Source organism: Mesorhizobium sp. WSM4935, from assembly GCF_029625735.1.
Lineage (GTDB): Bacteria > Pseudomonadota > Alphaproteobacteria > Rhizobiales > Rhizobiaceae > Mesorhizobium.
Window position 1 is genome coordinate 362,656 of record NZ_JARTVR010000003.1, and the last position, 18,581, is coordinate 381,236.

At 64.0% G+C, this 18,581-nt stretch carries 18 protein-coding genes; 5 read left to right on the forward strand and 13 right to left on the reverse strand.

Features of this window, described 5'->3' with window-relative positions; all coding sequences use genetic code 11:
• Positions 1–79 precede the first annotated feature (79 nt).
• On the forward strand, positions 80–286 hold the full coding sequence (locus P9273_RS09775) for a hypothetical protein (RefSeq protein ID WP_278048728.1): 207 nt from the start codon (positions 80–82) through the stop codon (positions 284–286).
• A gap of 194 nt (positions 287–480) precedes the next feature.
• Here P9273_RS09775 and P9273_RS09780 read toward each other — a convergent pair whose 3' ends face one another.
• The 4 genes from P9273_RS09780 to P9273_RS09795 are packed head-to-tail and all read right to left on the reverse strand — an operon-like array spanning position 481 to position 4,429.
• A complete protein-coding gene (locus P9273_RS09780) occupies positions 481–1,659 on the reverse strand; it encodes a hypothetical protein (protein ID WP_278048729.1) in 1,179 nt (392 codons plus the stop codon).
• Positions 1,660–1,702: 43 nt separating this feature from the next.
• A complete protein-coding gene (locus P9273_RS09785; protein WP_278048730.1) occupies positions 1,703–2,713 on the reverse strand; it encodes a succinylglutamate desuccinylase/aspartoacylase family protein in 1,011 nt (336 codons plus the stop codon).
• A gap of 10 nt (positions 2,714–2,723) precedes the next feature.
• On the reverse strand, positions 2,724–3,068 hold the full coding sequence (locus P9273_RS09790) for a RidA family protein (RefSeq protein ID WP_278048731.1): 345 nt from the start codon (positions 3,066–3,068) through the stop codon (positions 2,724–2,726).
• Positions 3,069–3,103: 35 nt separating this feature from the next.
• Positions 3,104–4,429: an alanine racemase gene (locus P9273_RS09795; protein ID WP_278048732.1), complete on the reverse strand. Its 1,326-nt coding sequence runs from the start codon at positions 4,427–4,429 to the stop codon at positions 3,104–3,106.
• Positions 4,430–4,506: 77 nt separating this feature from the next.
• Between P9273_RS09795 and P9273_RS09800 the strand changes: the two genes are divergently transcribed.
• Positions 4,507–5,448: an amidohydrolase family protein gene (locus P9273_RS09800; protein WP_442920209.1), complete on the forward strand. Its 942-nt coding sequence runs from the start codon at positions 4,507–4,509 to the stop codon at positions 5,446–5,448.
• On the opposite strand, the gene P9273_RS09805 is transcribed toward P9273_RS09800, so the two are convergent.
• The 4 genes from P9273_RS09805 to P9273_RS09820 are packed head-to-tail and all read right to left on the reverse strand — an operon-like array spanning position 5,422 to position 9,931.
• Positions 5,422–6,393: an ABC transporter permease gene (locus P9273_RS09805; protein WP_278048734.1), complete on the reverse strand. Its 972-nt coding sequence runs from the start codon at positions 6,391–6,393 to the stop codon at positions 5,422–5,424. The two genes, P9273_RS09800 and P9273_RS09805, sit on opposite strands and share 27 nt — an antisense overlap.
• Positions 6,390–7,355, reverse strand: coding sequence for an ABC transporter permease (locus P9273_RS09810; RefSeq protein ID WP_278048735.1), 966 nt, complete (start codon positions 7,353–7,355; stop codon positions 6,390–6,392). Before P9273_RS09810 ends, P9273_RS09805 begins: the two co-directional genes overlap by 4 nt.
• Positions 7,352–8,860 (reverse strand): sugar ABC transporter ATP-binding protein, encoded by a 1,509-nt coding sequence (locus tag P9273_RS09815; protein WP_278048736.1) that lies wholly within the window; start codon positions 8,858–8,860, stop codon positions 7,352–7,354. Before P9273_RS09815 ends, P9273_RS09810 begins: the two co-directional genes overlap by 4 nt.
• A gap of 18 nt (positions 8,861–8,878) precedes the next feature.
• Positions 8,879–9,931, reverse strand: coding sequence for an ABC transporter substrate-binding protein (locus tag P9273_RS09820; RefSeq protein WP_278048737.1), 1,053 nt, complete (start codon positions 9,929–9,931; stop codon positions 8,879–8,881).
• Positions 9,932–10,178: 247 nt separating this feature from the next.
• On the opposite strand from P9273_RS09820, the gene P9273_RS09825 reads away from it, so the two are divergent.
• Positions 10,179–10,973, forward strand: coding sequence for an IclR family transcriptional regulator (locus P9273_RS09825; protein ID WP_278048738.1), 795 nt, complete (start codon positions 10,179–10,181; stop codon positions 10,971–10,973).
• A gap of 486 nt (positions 10,974–11,459) precedes the next feature.
• The gene (locus tag P9273_RS09830; RefSeq protein WP_278048739.1) at positions 11,460–12,020 is read left to right on the forward strand and encodes an SH3 domain-containing protein; all 561 of its coding nucleotides are present in this window, start codon (positions 11,460–11,462) and stop codon (positions 12,018–12,020) included.
• 88 nt (positions 12,021–12,108) lie between these two features.
• On the opposite strand, the gene P9273_RS09835 is transcribed toward P9273_RS09830, so the two are convergent.
• Complete coding sequence (locus P9273_RS09835; protein ID WP_040994931.1) at positions 12,109–12,411, reverse strand: DUF982 domain-containing protein; 303 nt, start codon at positions 12,409–12,411, stop codon at positions 12,109–12,111.
• Between the two features lie 306 nt (positions 12,412–12,717).
• Here P9273_RS09835 and P9273_RS09840 point away from each other — a divergent pair, with 306 nt between their 5' ends.
• Positions 12,718–14,175 carry an NCS1 family nucleobase:cation symporter-1 gene (locus P9273_RS09840; RefSeq protein WP_278048740.1) on the forward strand — a complete coding sequence of 486 codons (1,458 nt, stop codon included), beginning with the start codon at positions 12,718–12,720 and terminating at the stop codon, positions 14,173–14,175.
• Positions 14,176–14,219: 44 nt separating this feature from the next.
• Here the strand turns inward: P9273_RS09840 and P9273_RS09845 are convergent, their stop codons facing one another.
• The 4 genes from P9273_RS09845 to secG all read right to left on the reverse strand — a co-directional run bounded on the left by P9273_RS09845 (position 14,220) and on the right by secG (position 18,480).
• Positions 14,220–14,765: a DUF1697 domain-containing protein gene (locus tag P9273_RS09845; RefSeq protein ID WP_278049025.1), complete on the reverse strand. Its 546-nt coding sequence runs from the start codon at positions 14,763–14,765 to the stop codon at positions 14,220–14,222.
• Positions 14,766–14,787: 22 nt separating this feature from the next.
• Positions 14,788–16,425, reverse strand: coding sequence for a CTP synthase (locus tag P9273_RS09850; protein ID WP_278048741.1), 1,638 nt, complete (start codon positions 16,423–16,425; stop codon positions 14,788–14,790).
• Positions 16,426–16,633: 208 nt separating this feature from the next.
• Positions 16,634–17,755, reverse strand: coding sequence for a L,D-transpeptidase (locus tag P9273_RS09855; protein ID WP_278048742.1), 1,122 nt, complete (start codon positions 17,753–17,755; stop codon positions 16,634–16,636).
• A gap of 212 nt (positions 17,756–17,967) precedes the next feature.
• Positions 17,968–18,480: a preprotein translocase subunit SecG gene (secG, locus tag P9273_RS09860; protein WP_040994943.1), complete on the reverse strand. Its 513-nt coding sequence runs from the start codon at positions 18,478–18,480 to the stop codon at positions 17,968–17,970.
• Positions 18,481–18,581 lie beyond the last annotated feature (101 nt).

Sequence of the window (18,581 nt, forward strand, 5' to 3'; positions counted from 1 at the left end):
CGGCTGTCGGCGCAGATCGTTCGGTGCACGACTGCTGACCAACGCATCGACCGGCTGAATTCGGGATGGGAGGAAGGCCGTGGGAGATCACACCGGCTCGGCGCGCAACGCAGCCGACTTCGTCATTCACAACGTGCTGGATACGGTCCAATACTCCGACCGGGGCGTGGTGGTCACAATGGTCGATCCGCAAGGCGCACGTCTTCGCCTCCATATCACCATGGTCACGGGCGAGATGCTTTGCGAACATATCGCCGAAGCGCTGGAGCAGCGTTACGGGCAATAGCAAGCCTGCTGTGGCAGCGCCGTAATCTTATTCAGCGCGCCTGGGAAATCCCTCAGCACTGGCTGTCGACGACGAAAAGGGCTTGGCAATGCGTTAGTCTAGCATCGAGCAGATGACAGTAGATTTCTTGAAGACAATGGATGCCCTCGCACTGCTGAATGCACCGCAGGCCACAACCGAATTTACATCAGAGATCAAGGTGAGAGAGCTGCTTTCACCCAATCCAGCCGTGCGGCAGGGACGAGGCCGTAGTTGTAGAAATTGAGGCCGTCGACCTCCGGGCGCCGCGCCGGCTTCACTTTTGCGACGAGCACATTCGGCCCGGCCATTTCAGGATAAAAGAGCCGGTAGCCGGTACCGAGGAACTTTCCGGCGCCGAGCGCGGCGCGACCGGCCTTTATCAGGCTTGCGACATCGTCCGCCCGCATGTCGTAGGCGCACAGGATCGCCCCATCGCAGACCTGGCCCAGCGCCGCGAGATCGCAGCCTCCGAGCCAGCCGTCCTTCAGGTCAATGATGAGGATGGTCGTCGCCGGATGCGCGACCTCGCGCAGTTCAGCGACGAGGCTGGTGACCGGCTCGAAGCGCCAGGCAAGATAGGCGTGGAGTTCGGGCCAGGGCCGGAAGACATCGAGCCCGCCCGCCGGAAAATCGGGAAAGCGCCGCGCAGGCACCGCCCGCTCGCAGGTCTCGACGATCCATTGCGCGACGAGTTTTCGCGCCGCGTCGCCATCGACGCCGGCTTTGGTCGCGCGATCCAGACAGGACGGGCAAAAACACAATGAAAGGAGAAAATCGTCTTCCGGCGTGAGCCCCACGCCGTCCTTTTCGTGATGATATTCATGCGCAAAACCCATGAAGGACGGGCTTTCAAGCTCGATCCTGTCCGGCCTGTAGCCATACGAGATATCGGCGACCAGCGCGCGGACATAGGCGCGCGCGTCCGGGTTCGAGGGACAAAGATTGTAATAGTTGGGATCGCCGAAGGCGTTGCGGGTAACGGCTTGCGGGTAGCGCATGCCGAGGCGCGTGTTGTGCAGGCACACGGTCCAGCATGAAACCCTTGGCCCGCCTGCGTCGCGGCGGCGGATAAGCTGGCCAAGCACGTCGCCGCCCTCGCCGATCACATCCGCCACCTTCGGCTGAATGACGAGGTCGGCCCACCGTGCCGCCGACGGCTTGAAGTAGATCGTGCCGTCCTCCGGGAAATAGGCTTTGCGCTTCGGGCTGCGCGGCTGCAGGAAGCGCCCGGCATGATAGGAGGTCGCGAGGCTCACCATGTTGAGCCCAGCGCGTTGCGTGAGGTCGCGCTCGACCGTCTCCAGGCCGAGATCCTGGATATCCCACGGATAGGTCCACATCGAAAGCTGCATGCTGGTCCTCGGTTTGCTGGCGCCGCCCGGCGCTGGTTCGTTGTCAGCCTTCGACGGGTTCCGCCACCTGCATCAGGCAGTCGCCGGCCTCGCACATCGTGTGCAGCCGGCGCGACAAAACGATGCCGCTTTCGGCAAAATGCAGGGCCTCCTCGGCGGCGTCCAGCCGCTCGAAATCGTGGTACCAGCCTGCCACCTGTCCGGCGCTTACGCTGTCGCCGAGCTTGACCGCCGGTTCGAACCAGCCGCGCCGCGTCGCGTAGAGACCCTGACTGTGGCGCGACAGCGAAAGCAGCCGCGTCGGTGCCACCGGCCCGGCGCCGGGCGCCAGCAACGGCGTCTCCACCACGCCCAGCGCAACCATGAGGCTGTCGAGTGCGCGGGCGGTCAGGGCCATCGATTCGACCGTCGCCGTGCCGCCGCCGCCGAACTCGCCGCTGACGCCGATCGCGCCGGCGCGACGCGCCGCGCCCATCGAGGTCGGTGATGCTGGGCCATTGTCAGCGATGAAGCCGAAGGGCATGCCGAGCGTGCGCATCAGTTCGACACCGCGCCGATGCCGCTCGGGATCGGCGTTGCGCTCGACGAGTGCGGTCGGCAGATGCTCCATCGAGGTGCCGCCGGAATGGATGTCGAAGACGACGTCGTGACGCGCAAACAGCTCCGTCTCCAGGAAATGCGCAAGCCGGCTGGTCGGCGTGCCCGACGGATCGCCCGGAAACGCCCGGTTGAGGTTGCCGCCGTCGAGCGGCGAGCAGCGCTTGGCCGCCATCACCGCCGGGGCATTCGTCATCGGCAGGATGGTGACGCGGCCGCGGATTGCAGCCGGATCGAGGCGGCGCACCAGCTTCGCCAGCGACAGCTCGCCCTCATATTCGTCGCCGTGATTGCCGGCCATCAGCAGCAGCGACGGACCTTCGCCATTGCGGATGGTGCAGATCGGCACCTTGACTTGGAAATAGGGCGACCGGTCGATCGAGAACGGGATGCTCAGATGAGCGAGCGTCTTGCCGTCACGGTCGAAATCGAGCGTGTGGACGAGGCCGGTATGCATAGCGTCCCCTTTAAACAGCCGCGACCGCGGTGACTTCGATGCGCAGATCCGGATCGGCCAGACGAGCTTCGACGCAGGCCCGGGCCGGTAGCCGCGCGGGATCGACCCAGGCATCGTAGATCTTGTTCATCGCTTCGAAGTCACCGATCTGCGGCAGGAAGACGTTGACCGCCACCAGCTTCGACTTGCTGCTGCCGGCCTCGTTGAGAAGCGCCTCGACCTTGGCCAGTACGTCGCTCGTCTGCGACTCGATGCCGGCCTTGCGATCACTGGCGACCTGGCCGGCTATGTGCACCATGCCGCCATAGACCACTGCCTGCGACATGCGGGAGCCGGACTGGAAGTATTTGATCATATTGGATCCTTTCGAGGTTTTTTCTTGGGGCCGGATCAGCCGAAAAAGGTTGGGAATGCGTGGGCGACGTGTCCGCTCTCGTCCACGCCGAAGATCACCCGGTAGCGGTCGAGACAGGTGCAGGGGTGCGAAATGCCGAATTCGATGACGTCGCCGACGGCGATGTCATCGCCCGGCTGCAGCGACAGAAATGCGTGCTGGTCGTTGAGCTTGATCACCTGCGGCTGCATCGGTGGCGCAGGCAGTTTTTGACCGGCGCGATAAACAGCGAGCGGTTTCGGGAAACCCTGGTCGAATGAGACGTCCCGCATTCCCATGCCGCAGATGGCGAGGCTCGGTTCCGGCCGCGACAGCAATTCAGCCCAGACGCGCAGCGCCGGACGGAAGGAGCGCCGCGCCGAAGCGCCGGCACCGCCTACGGCAAAGCCGTTACGGGCGTCAACGGCGCCCAGCGATCGGTCGTAAATGCCGTGGTCGTGGAAGAAGATGGCGCCGCTGCGCAGCACCAGCGTCGCCTTGTCGTCCCGTTCGACCAGCGGCGACAGCGCCGTCACCACCTTGTCGAAGAAGACCGAACCGCCGGCCGTCACGATCAGCGGCGCATCGCCGCCGATGCGGGCGCGCAGCCTGAGGAACATGTCGCCGACAGTGGCCAGCAGCGCGGAAACCGCCTCGTCGCTGCGAACCGGATCGGGTTGGGCGGCAGCGCCTTCGTAGGTGGCGACGCCGGCGATCCGCAGCCGTCCGCCGGTGGCAGCGACGGCATCGGCGATCGCCTCGGCCTCTGTCGTGCTGCGCGCGCCCGCCCTCGCCGCGCCGAGCTCGACTAGGACGCGCAACGGCGCAAGGTCTGCATTGCCGCGCCATGCGTCGGCGAGAGCCCGCACGATCGCAACCGAGTCGGCAAAGACGTAGAGCTCGGCACCCGGCCAGGCGCCAATCAGTTTGGCCAATCGGCTCGCACCACCGGCGCCGCCGACCTCATTGGCGATGATCAGCCGGGAGAGACCCGCTTTCAGCATCACCGTCGCCTGCCTGATATCGGCGACCGTCGTGCCCCAGCCACCGGCCTCGACCAACGAACGGGCAAGGTCCGGCGCCATCGGCGTCTTGGCATGCGGCGCTATTGCGGCGCCGTGCTCGCGCGCGTAACGCAGGAACAGATCGCGGTTCGAAGCGAAAGCCGCCTCGTCGAGTGTGAGCAGCGGCAGCGACATGCAACCATCGGCCGGATGCCAGCCTTGCTGTCCGACCAGGTTGGAATCCAATCCGGACGTGCCCGGAGGCACGCCGCGCATGCGGTCGTCGAGCGTAAAATTTTCATGCACGTCAAGCGGCGGAGCCGATGTGTTCTCGTTCATCAGATGCTACCTCTTCCGCTATCATCAAACGAGGGCCGGACCGATTGCCGGCGCTCCCCACAGTCTGCGAGGATCGCGTGCCCAATCCCTATTCCGGACCGATCGTCGACGCGCATCATCATCTGTGGGATCTCGGCCTTGGACGGCATCCCTGGCTCACTGCCACCGCTGGCGAGCGCGGCGGTCTGGGCGATCTTGGACCGCTGCGTCGCAACTATCTTCCCAACGACTATCTTCGCGATGCCGCGAGGCACAACATCGTGGCCACCATCCATGTCGAAGCCAACTGGGCCGCAGGAGATAGCGTCGGCGAGACGCGCTGGCTGGAGACGCTGGACAAGGCGCGAGGCGTCGCTGCCCGCTACGTCGTCCATGTGCCGCTCGCCAGTCCGCAGACGCCGGCGCTCATCGAAGCGCAGACCGCTTTCGACCGCGTCGCTGGCGTACGCGACATTTTGAGCTGGGATCCCGATCCCGCCCGCCGCTTCGCCGCCCGCGACGGCATCATGGACGATCCGGCCTGGCGCAGCGGCCTTGGCCTGCTCGGCCGTCACGGGCTCTCGTTCGACCTGATGGTGTTCCCGCGCCAGCTCGCCGACGCCGCGCGCTTGGCGGCATCGTTCCCGGATCAGCAATTCGTCCTCAACCATTGCGGCAGCCCGATCGACCGCGACGCCGAGGGCATGCACAGATGGCGCGACGGCCTGCAGCGCCTCGCCGAACGCGACAACGTCGCCATCAAGATCTCGGACCTCGTCGCCTACGATCATAATTGGACGCTCGACAGCTTGCGGCCGGTGGTGCTGCACTGCATCGACTGTTTTGGCGCCGGGCGCGCCATGTTCGGCTCCGACTTCCCGGTCGCCGGCCTGCATGCCTCGTTCGACGAGGTGTATGACAGCTTCAAGGCTATCACGGCCGACCTTTCCGCCGATGAGCAAGCGGCGCTGTTCTGCGGCAATGCCAAACGGATTTATAGGCTGGACGACATCTCATCGACGAGCCTGCTCCCTGCCTGAGAGAAGCAGCAGTCCGAGGATCAGCGAGCCGAACAGGATGCTGCGCCAGCCGGGCGACGCATTGACCACGGTGATCAGCGCCGTGATCGTCACCAGAAGGATCGCCCCGGGGATGGTGCCTGCATAGGTGCCGAGTCCGCCGAGGATGGAGGTGCCGCCAAGCACGACGGCCGCGATCGAGGCAAGCAGGTAGGGATCGCCGATCCCGACATAGCCCTGTCCGTTCATGCCGAGCACCAGCACGCCGGCCAGCCCTGCCGTGAAGCCGCTGATGCCGTAGACGGCAAGTGTCGTCGACGTCATGGGAACGCCCGACAGGGAAGCCGCCAGCGGGTTCGCGCCCATAGCAAAAATGCGCGCACCGAAAGGCGTTGCGTGCATGACCGTCAGCACGACGGCCGAGACGGCAATCCACAGGATGATACCCGCCGGGATGCCGGCCGGGCGGGCATTGCCAAGCCAATGGACCAGCGGGTTTTCGGCGGTGACGGCGCTGCCGCCGGCGATGATGATCAAGAGCCCTTGCAGGAAGGTCGCCATGGCCAGCGTCATGATCATTGGATGCACACGCAGCAGTGCCACGCCCAGGCCGTTGACCACCCCGATTGCGGTGGTCAATGCGAGCACAGCGATCACGGACACAAGGCCGGTCGGATCGGCCTGCCACGACAGCAGTGGCAGGCTGATGGCGCTGACGGTGACGATCGCCGCGACCGACAGGTCGATGCCGCCGGCGATGACGACGAAAGTCTGGCCCGCCGCGACGAGGCCGATGACGGCGCCGAGTTCGACCAGGTAGCGCAGGTGGCCATAGGCGCCGAAGCCGCGAGAAACGAAGCTCGCCACGATCCAGACGGCCGCGACGATGGCAAGCGTGAGAAACGGCCGGCTTTTCAGGATTGCGCTCGCGCGTTTGCCGCCGGCGCTGTCGTTCCAGGCTGTCATTGCTGCACCTTGCGGAATTGCGGAATGGCGACGGCGCCGATGATGATCAGGCCTTGCGCGACATATTGCGCCACCGGCGTGAAGCCGAGAAAGAACATCACGCTGATCATCAGGCTGAGCAGCAGGCTGCCGGCAAGCGCGCCGCGCATGGTTCCTTGCCCACCGAGGAAGCCGATGCCGCCAAGCACTGCGGCGGCGATCGAATTCAACGTGAAAGCCGTACCGATCACCGGGTCGCCCGAACCCGTCTGTGCGGCGACGAACAGGCCGGCGCCCGTCGACAGCAATCCGCTGATCGCATAGGCGGCGACGCGCGCCGCGTCGACCGGCACGCCGGAGCGATAGGCGCCGACCGGATTCTCGCCGGCGGCATAGAGGCTGAGGCCGAGCGGCGTGGCGAGATAGAGCTTCCACAACAGCACGATGACCACCAGAATCAGGAAGGCCGCCGGCGTATCGCCGGCGAGCAGGTCCGACAACCATGCCGGAATGGCGCCGCCCGGCCGAGGCAGGATCAGCAGCGCAGCGCCGCCGATGATGAAGGAGCCGGCAAGCGTCACCACGATCGCCGGCAGGCGCAGCTTGACGACGATGAAGCCGGTCGCGGCCCCGATGCCGAGCCCAGCCAGCGCCACGGCGGCCGCGCCGCCGGCGACGCCAAGCGGACCGGCCATGGTGGTTGCGGCAATGACGGCGCCAAGGCTGACGGTGGCGCCGATCGCCAGGCTGATGCCGCCGGTCAGCATGAGGATCGCCTGCGCCATCGCCACCAGCGCCAGCGGGAACCAGCTCTGGGTGAATTTGCCAAAACCGGAGGCCGTGAACAGACCAGGGAACAACACGCCATAGGCGGCGAGAAATGCCAGCACGACGAGGAACAGCGTACGCACGCCGACGTTGCGGTGCGCCTGCACCGGCCAATAGAGCGCGCCGGCGGATTTCGCGGAAGGAACGATGCTCATGCCGCGACCTTCTGCTTCTCGGCGCCCATGGCCGCCGACACGATTGCCTCCTCGCTCAACGCCGCCCGGTCCAGCGTGGCCATAATGCGACCTTCGCGCACCACGGCGACGCGATCGCATAGATAGACCAGCTCCGGCGTGTCGGAACTGAGCAGCACGACGGCTTTCCCGGCGTCGGCGAAGGCGCGAAGCATCAGATAGATTTCGCGCTTGGTCTCGACATCGACGCCGCGCGTCGGATCGTTGAGCAGAAGCACCAGCGGGTCATACGGCATCCACTTCGCCAGCGCGACCTTCTGCTGGTTGCCGCCGGAGAGCGCCTGCGCCGACCGGCCAAGATCGCCCTTGATGGCAAGCTGCGCGGCGAGGCTCTTGCCCGTCTCGCGTTCGGCCCTGCGGCTGCGCAGCCTCAGGGCCGGCAGCCTGGCGAAGGCAGGCAGCATCATGTTGGTGAGGATCGGATGGATCAGGTGCAGCCCTTCCCGCTTTCGGTCGGCCGGCACATAGGCGAGCCCCAGCGCATTGGCCTTCGGCACGCCGCCCGGCAGGCCCGATGTTCCGTTGACCGTCGCCGATGCCGTCCTGGCTGGAATCGCGCCATAGAGGCCGAGGAGCAGATCCTCCTGCCCCTGCCCGACCAGCCCGCCGATGCCCAGCACTTCTCCGGCCCTGATGTCGAGGTCGACATCGCGCATCAGGCCAGCGGAGAACCCGCGGACCGATATCGCATTGGCAGACGACGCGGACGGCCGCCATTTGGGAAAAAGATCGCCCGGGTCGCGCCCGACCATCAGCCGCACAAGCCCGGCAGCGTCGGTTCCGGCGAGCGGGCGATCGGCCGTGCAGGTGCCGTCCTTGAGCACGGTGACATGCTGGCAGAGCGCCATCACTTCGTTCAGCCGGTGGGAGATATAGAGAATGGCGATGCCTTCCGCACGCAACCGCTCCAACAGGTCCGTGAGTATTTTCGTTTCGGTGGCGGACAGCGAGGATGTCGGTTCGTCCAGGATGAGAACCCGCGGCTTGCGATAGAGCGCTTTGGCGATCTCGACCATCTGCCGGCGCCCGAGCGCAAGACGGCCGACGGGCGTCGACAGCGGTTCGTTGAGCCCGACCAGCGCGCAGGCGGCTTTCGCCCGCCCGGCGAGCTCATTGTAATCGATCAGGCCGAACCGTTTTGGATAGGCACCGAGCCCGATGTTTTCGGCGATCGAAAGGCTGGCGGTCAGGCTGAGTTCCTGCTGCACGACGGCGATGCCGGCCTGCCGCGCCAGCGCCGGCGTCATGCGTGGCACGGCGCGTCCGTCGACTTCGATCTCCCCGCTGTCCGGCCGCAGCGCCCCGGACAGCAGATTGATCAAGGTCGACTTGCCGGCGCCGTTCTCGCCGAGCAATGCGTGCACGCGGCCCGGCTGCAGAGCGATGGAAACGCCGCGCAGGACGGGGTTGCCGAAGAATGCCTTCGACACACCCCGCGCGGCCAGGAGCGGAGCCACGGTTGTCAATGCTACAACCCTTCCGGCTTATTTCTGCGCCAGCAGCTTCTTGAACAGTTCCTCATCGTAGGGCGAATAGATATAGCCGTCAGCCGGGAAATCCTTGGCGCGGGCGAGATATTCGTCGATATTGGAATTGTCGATGACCGGCAGCGGGATCTTGACGAAGGCCGGCACATCCTTGCCTTGCAGCGCCTGGACCGCGGTGTAGGCGGCAAGGGCGCCGAGCCAGTTCGGCTGCATGGTGGCCCAGCTCTTCAGGCCCTTTTCCTTCCACAGTTCAAGGAACTGGCGCGCATTCTCGCCGGTGATCGGCACCTGGTCGCGGCCCTGCTTGTCGAGCGCCAGCACCGCTCCGGCGGACAGCGCGCCGCCGAGCGACAGGATGCCGTCGATCTCGGGGTTGGCGAAGAGCAGACTAGTGACGGCTTCCTGGGCAGGCGCGACGTTATAGGGCGTGTTGGTCTCGGCCAGGATCTTCACATCGGGATGAGCCTTCAGCTCCGCATCCGCGCCCTTGCGGCGATCGTCGCTAACCGAAATGCCGGCTGGGCCATTGAGGATGAGGATCTTGCCCTTGCCGCCGATGGCGTTGATCAGGAACTTGGCGGCCTGGTCGCCCCATTGCGAAGAATCGGTGTTGATCTTGGCGGTCACCTTGTCGGTGTCGACGAGGCTGTCGAAATTGATGATGGCGATGCCCTTGGCGCAGGCGTCGGCCAGCACGCGCGCCGGCGCGGTCGAGGAACCGGCAATCAGGATGATGGCATCGACATTGGAATCGATCATCGACTGGATCTGCTGGATCTGCACGTTGGCGTCGCCCTGGGCGTCGGTCACGACCAGCTTGTCGACAAGACCCTGCTTCTTCAGCGTCTCGACCTCGGCTTCGATCGTGCCCTGCGTCTGCTTCATCCAGGTTGGCACGGAATAGATGTCGGCCCAGCCGATCGTGTAGGGCGGCTTGCGATCGCCCTTGATGCAGTTGGCGGCTGCGTTGGCCGCGGTGCCGGCGCTCACGGCCAGAATAAGACCGAGGCAAAGGGCGCTGGCGGATGCGAAAAACGACGATTTCTTCATGACGGTTCCCCTTGGTGGCTATTGTCCGGACGCGCGAAATCGGGACGACGAAAGCCATCAGTCGCCGCATCGCGGAACCGCTGCTTTCCCGTCAGAACTTTCTCTGTCCGGCTCGTTAGTTTGTCCGATATTTCAGACAACATGTCTGTATATCGGACAAAACGGATGCTAGTCTGAGCCTTGACATCTTTCAAGCGTCTTGAGACGAGGACCGAAAAAATGATCCTGGCGACATGAGTGACTTGGCATGAGTGATGGGGCGACTGATCTGATCGAAGCGGGCGCACAGCCGCAGGGCGGCGAGCGGCGTCGCGGCATCGACCGCGTCATCATGCTGCTGGAAGCTCTGCTGAAACATCGCGCGCCGGTGCGCGTGGGCGACCTCGCCAAGATGATCGGCGCGCCGCGCTCAACGACCTACGAGATCGTCAACAGCCTGCTCGAGGCCGAGATGCTCGAGAATGTCGGCTCCGAAGGCAATGTCTATTTCGGCCGTGCGATGCATCTGTTCGGCTGGGCCTACTCACATCACAACGCGCACTACCGCCGCATTCTCGAAACCCTGGACAAGATGGCCGCGGAAACCGGCGAGACGGTCCAGCTCTGCGGGCTGCGCGGCAACAAATATGTGGTCCTCGACTGTCGCGACTCCCCCGGTCCGTTCCGCATCTCAAGCGATGTCGGTGTTGAAGTGCCGATCCCATGGACAGCATCGGGACGGTTGCTGGTCGCTCACATGAACGAAGCGGAGTTGAAGAACTTCATTCCTGCCGAGGACTACAAACTGCCTGACGGTCGCATCGTCGAGCGTGAGCATTTCTTCGCCGATGTCGACCTGGCGCGCCGGCAGGGCTTCAGCGAGACCTCGGCACTCGCCGACCGCTTCACCTGGTGCATGGCTGCCCCGATCCGCGACGGCCACGGCGCCATCAACAGGACGCTTTGCTTTGTGCTCCCCATCGACACGCCGGAGCCGCGACGCAACCAATTGCTCGACCTATTACGCGAGCGCGCCCGTGGACTCTCATTGGCCGAAGTCTAAGCCCGGTCCGCGACAGCTCTAGAGAACCGACACGGGACCGCCTGGCAGAGAATTCTGCAGCCCTTCCAGCGAGCCTTAGAGCCGTCCCGATATCTACTCTGTCCTCACATGATTGCTACCGACATGGAATAGTTTCCGGTCGGGCTCGGTATATGCGGCATCGAGGTGAAGTTTGTCCGCGCTCGCCATTTCGGAGAATTTCCGTGTGCTCAAGCATAGCGTCTCAGGCGCTGGCGTGCGCGAGACGAGCGTGAGCGCAAGAATATCTTCGCAGACCCGCTCGCGACCGAAAATTCTGCCGGTAGGACCCGGTATCCCGCTGCCCCATCTCCCAAGCTGGGTCGCCTCCGCAGCGCAAGTCGATCGACAGGACGATTTCCGGCCATTGTCGGCCGGATTGCGGAAATCAACGTGAAGCAAAGTCAACATGAGGCCGCTGACGGTCCGATGGCGATCGATCCCTTCCGCATGCGCAGGTGAACGACCATGAATTCCGAAGCGTCGCTCGGCTTCCCGAAAGTCCGCTGGCTGGTCCGACGTCGGCTGCAATCCGTCCTCGTCCTTTTCATCCTTACAACTGCGCTGATCTCGATACCCGCACCGGTGGCCGGGCTGCGGGCGGAAGGCGGAACTCTTCCTCTACCGCGCTTCGTCTCGCTGAAAGCCTCATCCGCCAACCTGCGCGTCGGACCGGGCATCGGCTACGACATCCAATGGGTCATGACACGCCCGGGCATCCCGCTGGAGATCTATCAGCAATATGGCAATTGGCGCCGCGTGAGGGACTGGGAGGGAACCACCGGATGGATCTTCGGACCGCTCCTGTCCGGGCGAAGAACGGGGATTGTCGCTCCTTGGGCGAAGAACAAGGTTGCGTTGCGCAACAAGCCGGCAATCGACGGTCGCATCACCGCGTGGCTCGAGCCTCGCGTCCGAGTCAAACTGACACGATGTGACGGGAAGTGGTGCGCTGTCGCGCTGAGGGAGGCGTCCGGGTTCGTCAAACAAACCGACTTGTGGGGCGTCTATCCCGATGAAGTGCTTTAACGGGATGGCTCAAACGCAAGCAAAGGTCCGCGAGCGTCGGCCGAAGGCCGACGCTTCGTCGATACGCGGCGTCGCGGGCGTGCAGATGCTAACGTCTCAAGGCGTAGACATTGTCCATCGACGCGCCACCCAGCGGCAGCGCCATGTCGTCGTCAAGCAGCCGGGTGATGCGAGCAAAGCCGACAAAGGCTTTCCGCGCCTCCTCGGCCGACATTTTGCCCGCCATTGCCGCCGCGCAGCAATTCAGCGCGCATTGGTAAACCGGTCCGCGCCGTCCCGTCGGCCACTTCCGCAGGAACACCATCGCTTCGGAGACGCTATCGACCTCCTCCACAGGATATCCCTGCCCACGCGCAATTCGCACTGGGGTAAAGAAATGCAAGCGATCCATAATTTTCCTCCCGGTCGACCGCAGTGCAGTCGAACTCCATCAAACGCACGTCTCGAGAATTCGTTCCAAACAAATTTGGTTGCCGACGGAAAAAATTTGGAACCGCCGGCCCGCGCCTGAGATGCGAGAAGACATCTGACGACTCGGCTCGCCTCAGGCTGGAGCCATCGGATAAGAGCGATTCTCGTTGAATATCTTTAAGGCGAAAGCCGGCAAATGGATTGCTTGCCGGTTCCCCAGCGTCAGGCTTAACCTCCGCGGTCAAACGCGTGAGGGCGCGTTCTTTTGCAAAGGGGAACACTTGCAATGACTATTCAAGGCGCATCGCCTGACCTCTACAATGAGGATCTGGCTCCCGCAACGGTCAGGAACTGGGGACCGTTTTCGATCTTCAACGTCTGGACCTCGGACGTCCACAGCCTGTGGGGGTACTATCTGGCGGCCAGCCTGTTTCTGTTCTGCGGCGGCTTCGTCAACTTCATCATCGCCATCGGCATCGGCTCGCTGATCATCTACGGCCTGATGAACCTGGTCGGCTATGCCGGTGTGAAGACCGGCGTGCCCTACCCCGTGCTTGCCCGCGCCTCCTTCGGCATCTGGGGCGCCAACGTCCCGGCTCTGGTGCGTGCCATCGTCGCCTGCTTCTGGTACGGCGCCCAGACGGCCGCGGCTTCGGGCGCGATCGTCGCGCTGCTGACGCGCCTGCATTGGTTCGACGAGTTCAACAAGAGCTCGCATATGCTTGGCCATTCCACCCTCGAGGTGATCTGCTTCGTCATCATCTGGGCGCTGCAATTGCTGATCATCCAGAAGGGCATGGAAACCGTGCGCCGCTTCCAGGATTGGGCCGGCCCGGCCGTTTGGGTCATGATGCTGATCCTGGCCATCTATCTTTGCGTGAAGTCGGGCACCTTCGCCTTCACCAGCGACATCCCGATGGATGTGCTGCTGGACAAGACCAAGGATGCCGGCGTTCCGGGCGAGCCTGGTTCCTGGACCGCCCTGTTCGCGGTGGCCGCGATCTGGGTGACCTATTTCTCGGCGCTCTATCTCAACTTCTGCGATTTCGCCCGCTACGCGCCGGACAATGCAGCGCTGCGCAAGGGCAACATCTGGGGCCTGCCGGTCAACCTCATCCTGTTCTCCCTGGTCGCCGGCGTCACCACGATCGCCGCCTATGATGTCTATCACGAGGTGCTGCTGCATCCCGACCAGATCTCGGCCAAGTTCGACAGCTGGTTCCTGGCGGCGCTTGCCGCGCTGACCTTCGCGGTGGCGACGCTGGGTATCAATGTCGTGGCGAATTTCGTCTCGCCGGCCTTCGACTTCTCCAACGTCTTCCCGCGCCAGATCGACTTCAAGAAGGGCGGCTACATCGCGGCGCTGATCGCCTTGGTGCTCTATCCCTTCGCGCCATGGGAAGGCAGCGCCGCTTCCTTCGTCAACATCATCGGCGCGACGATGGGACCGATCTTCGGCGTGATGATGGTCGATTATTATCTGATCCGCAAAAGCGAGGTCGACGTCGCGGCGCTCTATCGCGAGGACGGCGAGTTCCGTTTCCAGAGCGGCTGGCATGCCAACGCCTTCATCGCCGCCGGTATCGGCGCCATCTTCTCCTCGATCCTGCCCAACTTCACCAACTGGCTGCCGTCCTGGTGGGGCGTCTATGGCTGGTTCTTCGGCGTGGCGATCGCAGGCGCCGTCTACTATGTGCTGCGCACAATGGCGCTCGGCGCAGGCGCCAGAACGGCGAAGGCCTGAAACAAGGCAGTAGGCAGTAGGGATTAGGCAATAGAAAATGCTGCCTACTGCCTACTGCCGACCATCTCGGCGAGGCGACGCACTGTGTTCCAATTGCGCGACGTGCCGACGCCGAAGCGCTTGTGATTGGCCGCGGCGAGCAGTCGTGAGCTCGGCCGCTCGCGGGAGAAGACAAGCCAGATATCGCCGTCGACCCAAAGCACTCTCTCATCGTCAGCGGCATGGGCCTGGAGCGCTTCGACGGCATCCGCCGACACCGGCTCGCGCATCACGCGCACCGCGACCTGATCGGCCGAAGCGGCGGATTCGCCCGGAAACGGATTGGCTGCAGCAAGCTTGAGCCAGTCCTCGGCGCCGCGCACGATGATGTCGACATGGCGGCCGAAGGTTTGCTCGAAGGCCTTTTCCAGCCGCTGCTCGAGCTTTGAAATGTCGCCGGCTCGCGCCTCGAACACCAGATTGCCGGTCGCGACCAGCGTGCGGACGTTTTTCAACCCCAGCTTCTCCGCCATGGCCTTGAGGTCGGCCATGACCACCCGCCGCCCCTCGCCCAGGACGATGCTGTAGAGCAGCGCGACATAAGTTTGTATGGCCAATGTGCCGGCCGGTTGCTCAAACCAGCCGCGACTGATCCACGGCGGCCGAAATGAAACTCGCGAACAGCGGGTGCGGGTCGAGCGGCCGGCTCTTCAGTTCGGGATGGTACTGCACGCCGATGAACCAGGGATGGTCGGGATATTCGACCGTCTCCGGCAGCACGCCGTCGGGCGACATGCCGGCAAACACCAGGCCGCAATCCTCGAGCCGCTGCTTGTAGTCGATGTTGACCTCGTAGCGATGCCGGTGGCGTTCGGAAATCTGGGTGTCGCCATAGATTTCGGCAATCTTGGAGCCCTTGGCGAGGTCGGCCTGATAGGCGCCGAGCCGCATCGTGCCGCCGAGGTCGCCGGTGGCCCGGCGCTTTTCCAGCATATTGCCCTTGAGCCACTCGGTCATCAGGCCGACGACCGGCTCGTCGGTCGGGCCAAATTCGGTCGAAGAGGCATGCTCGACGCCAGCCAGCGACCGGGCCGCCTCGATACAGGCCATCTGCATGCCGAAGCAAATGCCGAAGTAAGGCACCTTGCGCTCGCGGGCGAACTTCGCCGCCAGAATCTTACCCTCGGAGCCGCGCTCGCCGAAGCCGCCGGGAACGAGGATGCCGTGCACCTTCTCCAGCCAGGGCGTCGGATCCTCCTTTTCGAAGATCTCGCTTTCGATCCAGTCGAGCTTGACCTTGACGCGGTTGGCGAGGCCGCCATGCGAAAGCGCCTCGATCAGCGATTTGTAGGCGTCCTTGAGGCCGGTGTACTTGCCGACGATGGCGATCGTCACCTCGCCTTCCGGATTGTGGATGCGATTCGACAGCGCCTGCCACGGCTCCATGCGCGGCTTCGGCGCCGGATCGATGCCGAAGGCGGCGAGCACTTCCGAATCGAGCCCTTCCTTATGGTAGGCCATTGGCACGTCGTAGATATGCGACACGTCCAACGCTTGGATGACGGCGCTTTCGCGCACGTTGCAGAACAGCGAAAGTTTTCTGCGCTCTTCCTTGGGGATCGGCCGGTCGGCACGCACCAGAAGGATGTCGGGCGCGATACCGATGCCGCGCAATTCCTTGACCGAATGCTGCGTCGGCTTGGTCTTCAACTCGCCGGCGGTCGGGATGTAGGGCATCAGGGTGAGATGCACATAGACCGCGTTGTTGCGCGGCAGGTCGTTGCCGAGCTGGCGGATCGCTTCCAGGAAGGGCATCGCCTCGATGTCGCCGACCGTGCCGCCGATCTCGCACAGCACGAAATCGTAGTCGTCATTGCCGTCGAGCACGAAATGCTTGATCTCGTCGGTGACGTGCGGGATCACCTGCACGGTCGCGCCGAGATAATCGCCGCGCCGCTCGCGCTCGATGATGTTCTTGTAGATGCGGCCGGTGGTAATGTTGTCCTGCTGGTTGGCCGAGCGCCCGGTGAAGCGCTCGTAATGGCCGAGATCGAGATCGGTCTCGGCGCCGTCATCGGTCACGAACACTTCGCCATGCTGGTAAGGCGACATCGTTCCGGGGTCGACATTCAGGTAAGGATCGAGCTTCTTGATCCGTGCGCGATAGCCTCGCGCCTGCAGAAGAGCCCCAAGAGCTGCTGCGGCGATGCCTTTTCCGAGTGAGGAAACCACGCCGCCTGTGATGAATACATATCGCGCCATGGGAGTCATCGCTTAACGCGGCCTGATTGATTCCGCCAGAGAAAAAACCGCCGCGAAGGTTTTTTCCCAAAGTGGCGCCGGTGCCTCCAGAGCATGATCCCGAAAAGTGGAAACCGGTTTTCGGGAAAGATCATGCTCCAACAAGGAACAGCCCTTGGATTCGGTCAAAACAAAAGGGCCGGCGATGCCGGCCCTTTCGGCAGTTTGATGGAAGTCGTTAAATGATCACGACCTTGGTGCCGATCTTGACACGGCTATAGAGGTCCATGACGTGCTCGTTGATCATGCGGAAGCAGCCATTGGAGGCGCTGGTTCCGATCGTTTGCGGCGCGATGGTGCCGTGGATGCGCAGATGCGTGTCCTTCTTGCCGTCATAGAGGTAGATAGCGCGCGCGCCGAGCGGGTTCTCGCCACCGCCGGGCATGCCGTCCTTGTACTGGCCGTAATGCTTCGGCTCGCGCTTCTGCATGTCGAGCGTCGGAATCCAGCGCGGCCATTCCTGCTTGTCGCCGACCGCCACGGTGCCTTTGAACTGCAGGCCCTCACGGCCGACGGCGATGGCATAACGACGCGCTGTCGAATAGCTCTCGACCAGATAGAGGCGACGCGCGTTGGTGTCGATGACGATGGTGCCCGGCTCGTAGCCCGAGAAGGAAACATCCTGCGGCACGAATTCCGGCTTCACCTTGAATGGGCGCTTGGCCTCCTTCTTGGCAAGGGCGGAATCGAGCGCCCGGGTTTCGGGCAGATAGTTGATCGAGGTGACCGAGGAACCGCCGAACAGGCCGGCGAACAGCCCGCCGCTGCTCGTCTGCTTCTGGCCGGGGTTCTCGCTGCGCAACTCGCCATTGTTGCCCGTGGCCGTGATGTTCATCGCCTCGGCCGGGATCGGCTCGGCGGTCTGCATCGGCTCAACCGGCATCAGCGGCTCGATGATCTTGATGGTCTTCTTATTGGCAGGCTTGGCATCGGCGACTTGGGCCGGAGCAGCGCCGCCGTTCTTCTTGGCGAGCCATTCCTGGCGCGCGGCGTCCGCCTTGGCCTTCGCTGCCTCACGCATCGCCATCTTGCGAGCCTCGAGCGCCTTCTGCTTGGCGGCTTCCTTGTCCGCCGCGATCTTGGCCTCGAGCTTGCTGATCTGCGCGAGATCGTCCGGAGTCGGGTTTTTCTTCTTCTTGAGGAGCCTCAGCTGCGATGCGTCGCTCTTGGCGGCGACAGGAATTGCGTCGGTCCTCTCAACCGACGGGGAAGTGGCCAGATTTGCCGGTCCGGCAAAGGCCGAGGAACCCATGCCGAGGACGGCACAGAATCCCAGAAGGATGAAGCTGCGAAGCTGCATGGCGAAGATCCGATTGTTCAGTGCAAGTTGCCCACGGCGTCGCCCGGCGCCCCCCAAGGACGCCGAAAAGTGCCGCGCGCAATCTATAGTCGATGGGCTGTCGTCGCCTCAAGCTGAGGCAGGCGCTACGCCCAGTTGAATCTTCGTGATGGGCGCGCATTTGCCGCGACTGTGTTCAAAGAACAACAGATCGCGGCCCGATGCTTGTCCGGCTACTGGTTCGGGACCTGCGGGGTGACCGGCAGGGTGACGCCATTGTTTGCCGGCGGCGTGGCCGGATTCGCGGGCGCCGGCGCAGCCGGAGCGGGCGTCGTTGCCGGGGCCGGCGGGGTCGCGCCATTGGCGAGCGGCGTGGTCGTCGCCGTGCCGCCTGACGGAGCCGTGCTGCCGGCCGGAGCCACGGGCTTGGAGGTGCCCACCGGCCCGTTGGAACCCGGCAGCTGGTTGAGCACGCCGTTGCCCTGGCCGGACGTCGCCGGACGGTCGAGAATGTCGATCGGCTTCTCGCCGTAGCGGGCAAGGATCGACAGCGCCAGCGATGTTACGAAGAAGGCCGCAGCCAGGATTGCGGTGGCGCGGGTCAGCGCGTTGGCGGCGCCGCGCGCGGTCATGAAGCCGGAACCGCCGCCGATGCCAAGGCCGCCGCCTTCGGAGCGCTGCAGCAGCACCACGCCGACAAGGGCGAGCACGACCATGAGGTGGATGACGATCAGTACGGTTTCCATAATTTATCCTGGCGAGGCCGAGCGCTGCCGCGCATACGACCGGTGTTTTGGAGGCGGCTCCTTACAATGCTTTGGCGGCATTTCCAAGCCCGTGGCCGGGA

Coding starts and splice junctions, on each gene's coding strand:
- P9273_RS09835 (WP_040994931.1), bottom strand. CDS start 12,411: ATGGATCGCTTGCATTTCTTTACCCCAGTGCGAATTGCGCGTGGGCAG.
- P9273_RS09855 (WP_278048742.1), bottom strand. CDS start 17,755: ATGCAGCTTCGCAGCTTCATCCTTCTGGGATTCTGTGCCGTCCTCGGC.
- P9273_RS09830 (WP_278048739.1), top strand. CDS start 11,460: ATGAATTCCGAAGCGTCGCTCGGCTTCCCGAAAGTCCGCTGGCTGGTC.
- secG (WP_040994943.1), bottom strand. CDS start 18,480: ATGGAAACCGTACTGATCGTCATCCACCTCATGGTCGTGCTCGCCCTT.
- P9273_RS09780 (WP_278048729.1), bottom strand. CDS start 1,659: ATGCAGCTTTCGATGTGGACCTATCCGTGGGATATCCAGGATCTCGGC.
- P9273_RS09850 (WP_278048741.1), bottom strand. CDS start 16,425: ATGACTCCCATGGCGCGATATGTATTCATCACAGGCGGCGTGGTTTCC.
- P9273_RS09785 (WP_278048730.1), bottom strand. CDS start 2,713: ATGCATACCGGCCTCGTCCACACGCTCGATTTCGACCGTGACGGCAAG.
- P9273_RS09805 (WP_278048734.1), bottom strand. CDS start 6,393: ATGACAGCCTGGAACGACAGCGCCGGCGGCAAACGCGCGAGCGCAATC.
- P9273_RS09790 (WP_278048731.1), bottom strand. CDS start 3,068: ATGATCAAATACTTCCAGTCCGGCTCCCGCATGTCGCAGGCAGTGGTC.
- P9273_RS09820 (WP_278048737.1), bottom strand. CDS start 9,931: ATGAAGAAATCGTCGTTTTTCGCATCCGCCAGCGCCCTTTGCCTCGGT.
- P9273_RS09810 (WP_278048735.1), bottom strand. CDS start 7,355: ATGAGCATCGTTCCTTCCGCGAAATCCGCCGGCGCGCTCTATTGGCCG.
- P9273_RS09795 (WP_278048732.1), bottom strand. CDS start 4,429: ATGAACGAGAACACATCGGCTCCGCCGCTTGACGTGCATGAAAATTTT.
- P9273_RS09825 (WP_278048738.1), top strand. CDS start 10,179: ATGAGTGATGGGGCGACTGATCTGATCGAAGCGGGCGCACAGCCGCAG.
- P9273_RS09840 (WP_278048740.1), top strand. CDS start 12,718: ATGACTATTCAAGGCGCATCGCCTGACCTCTACAATGAGGATCTGGCT.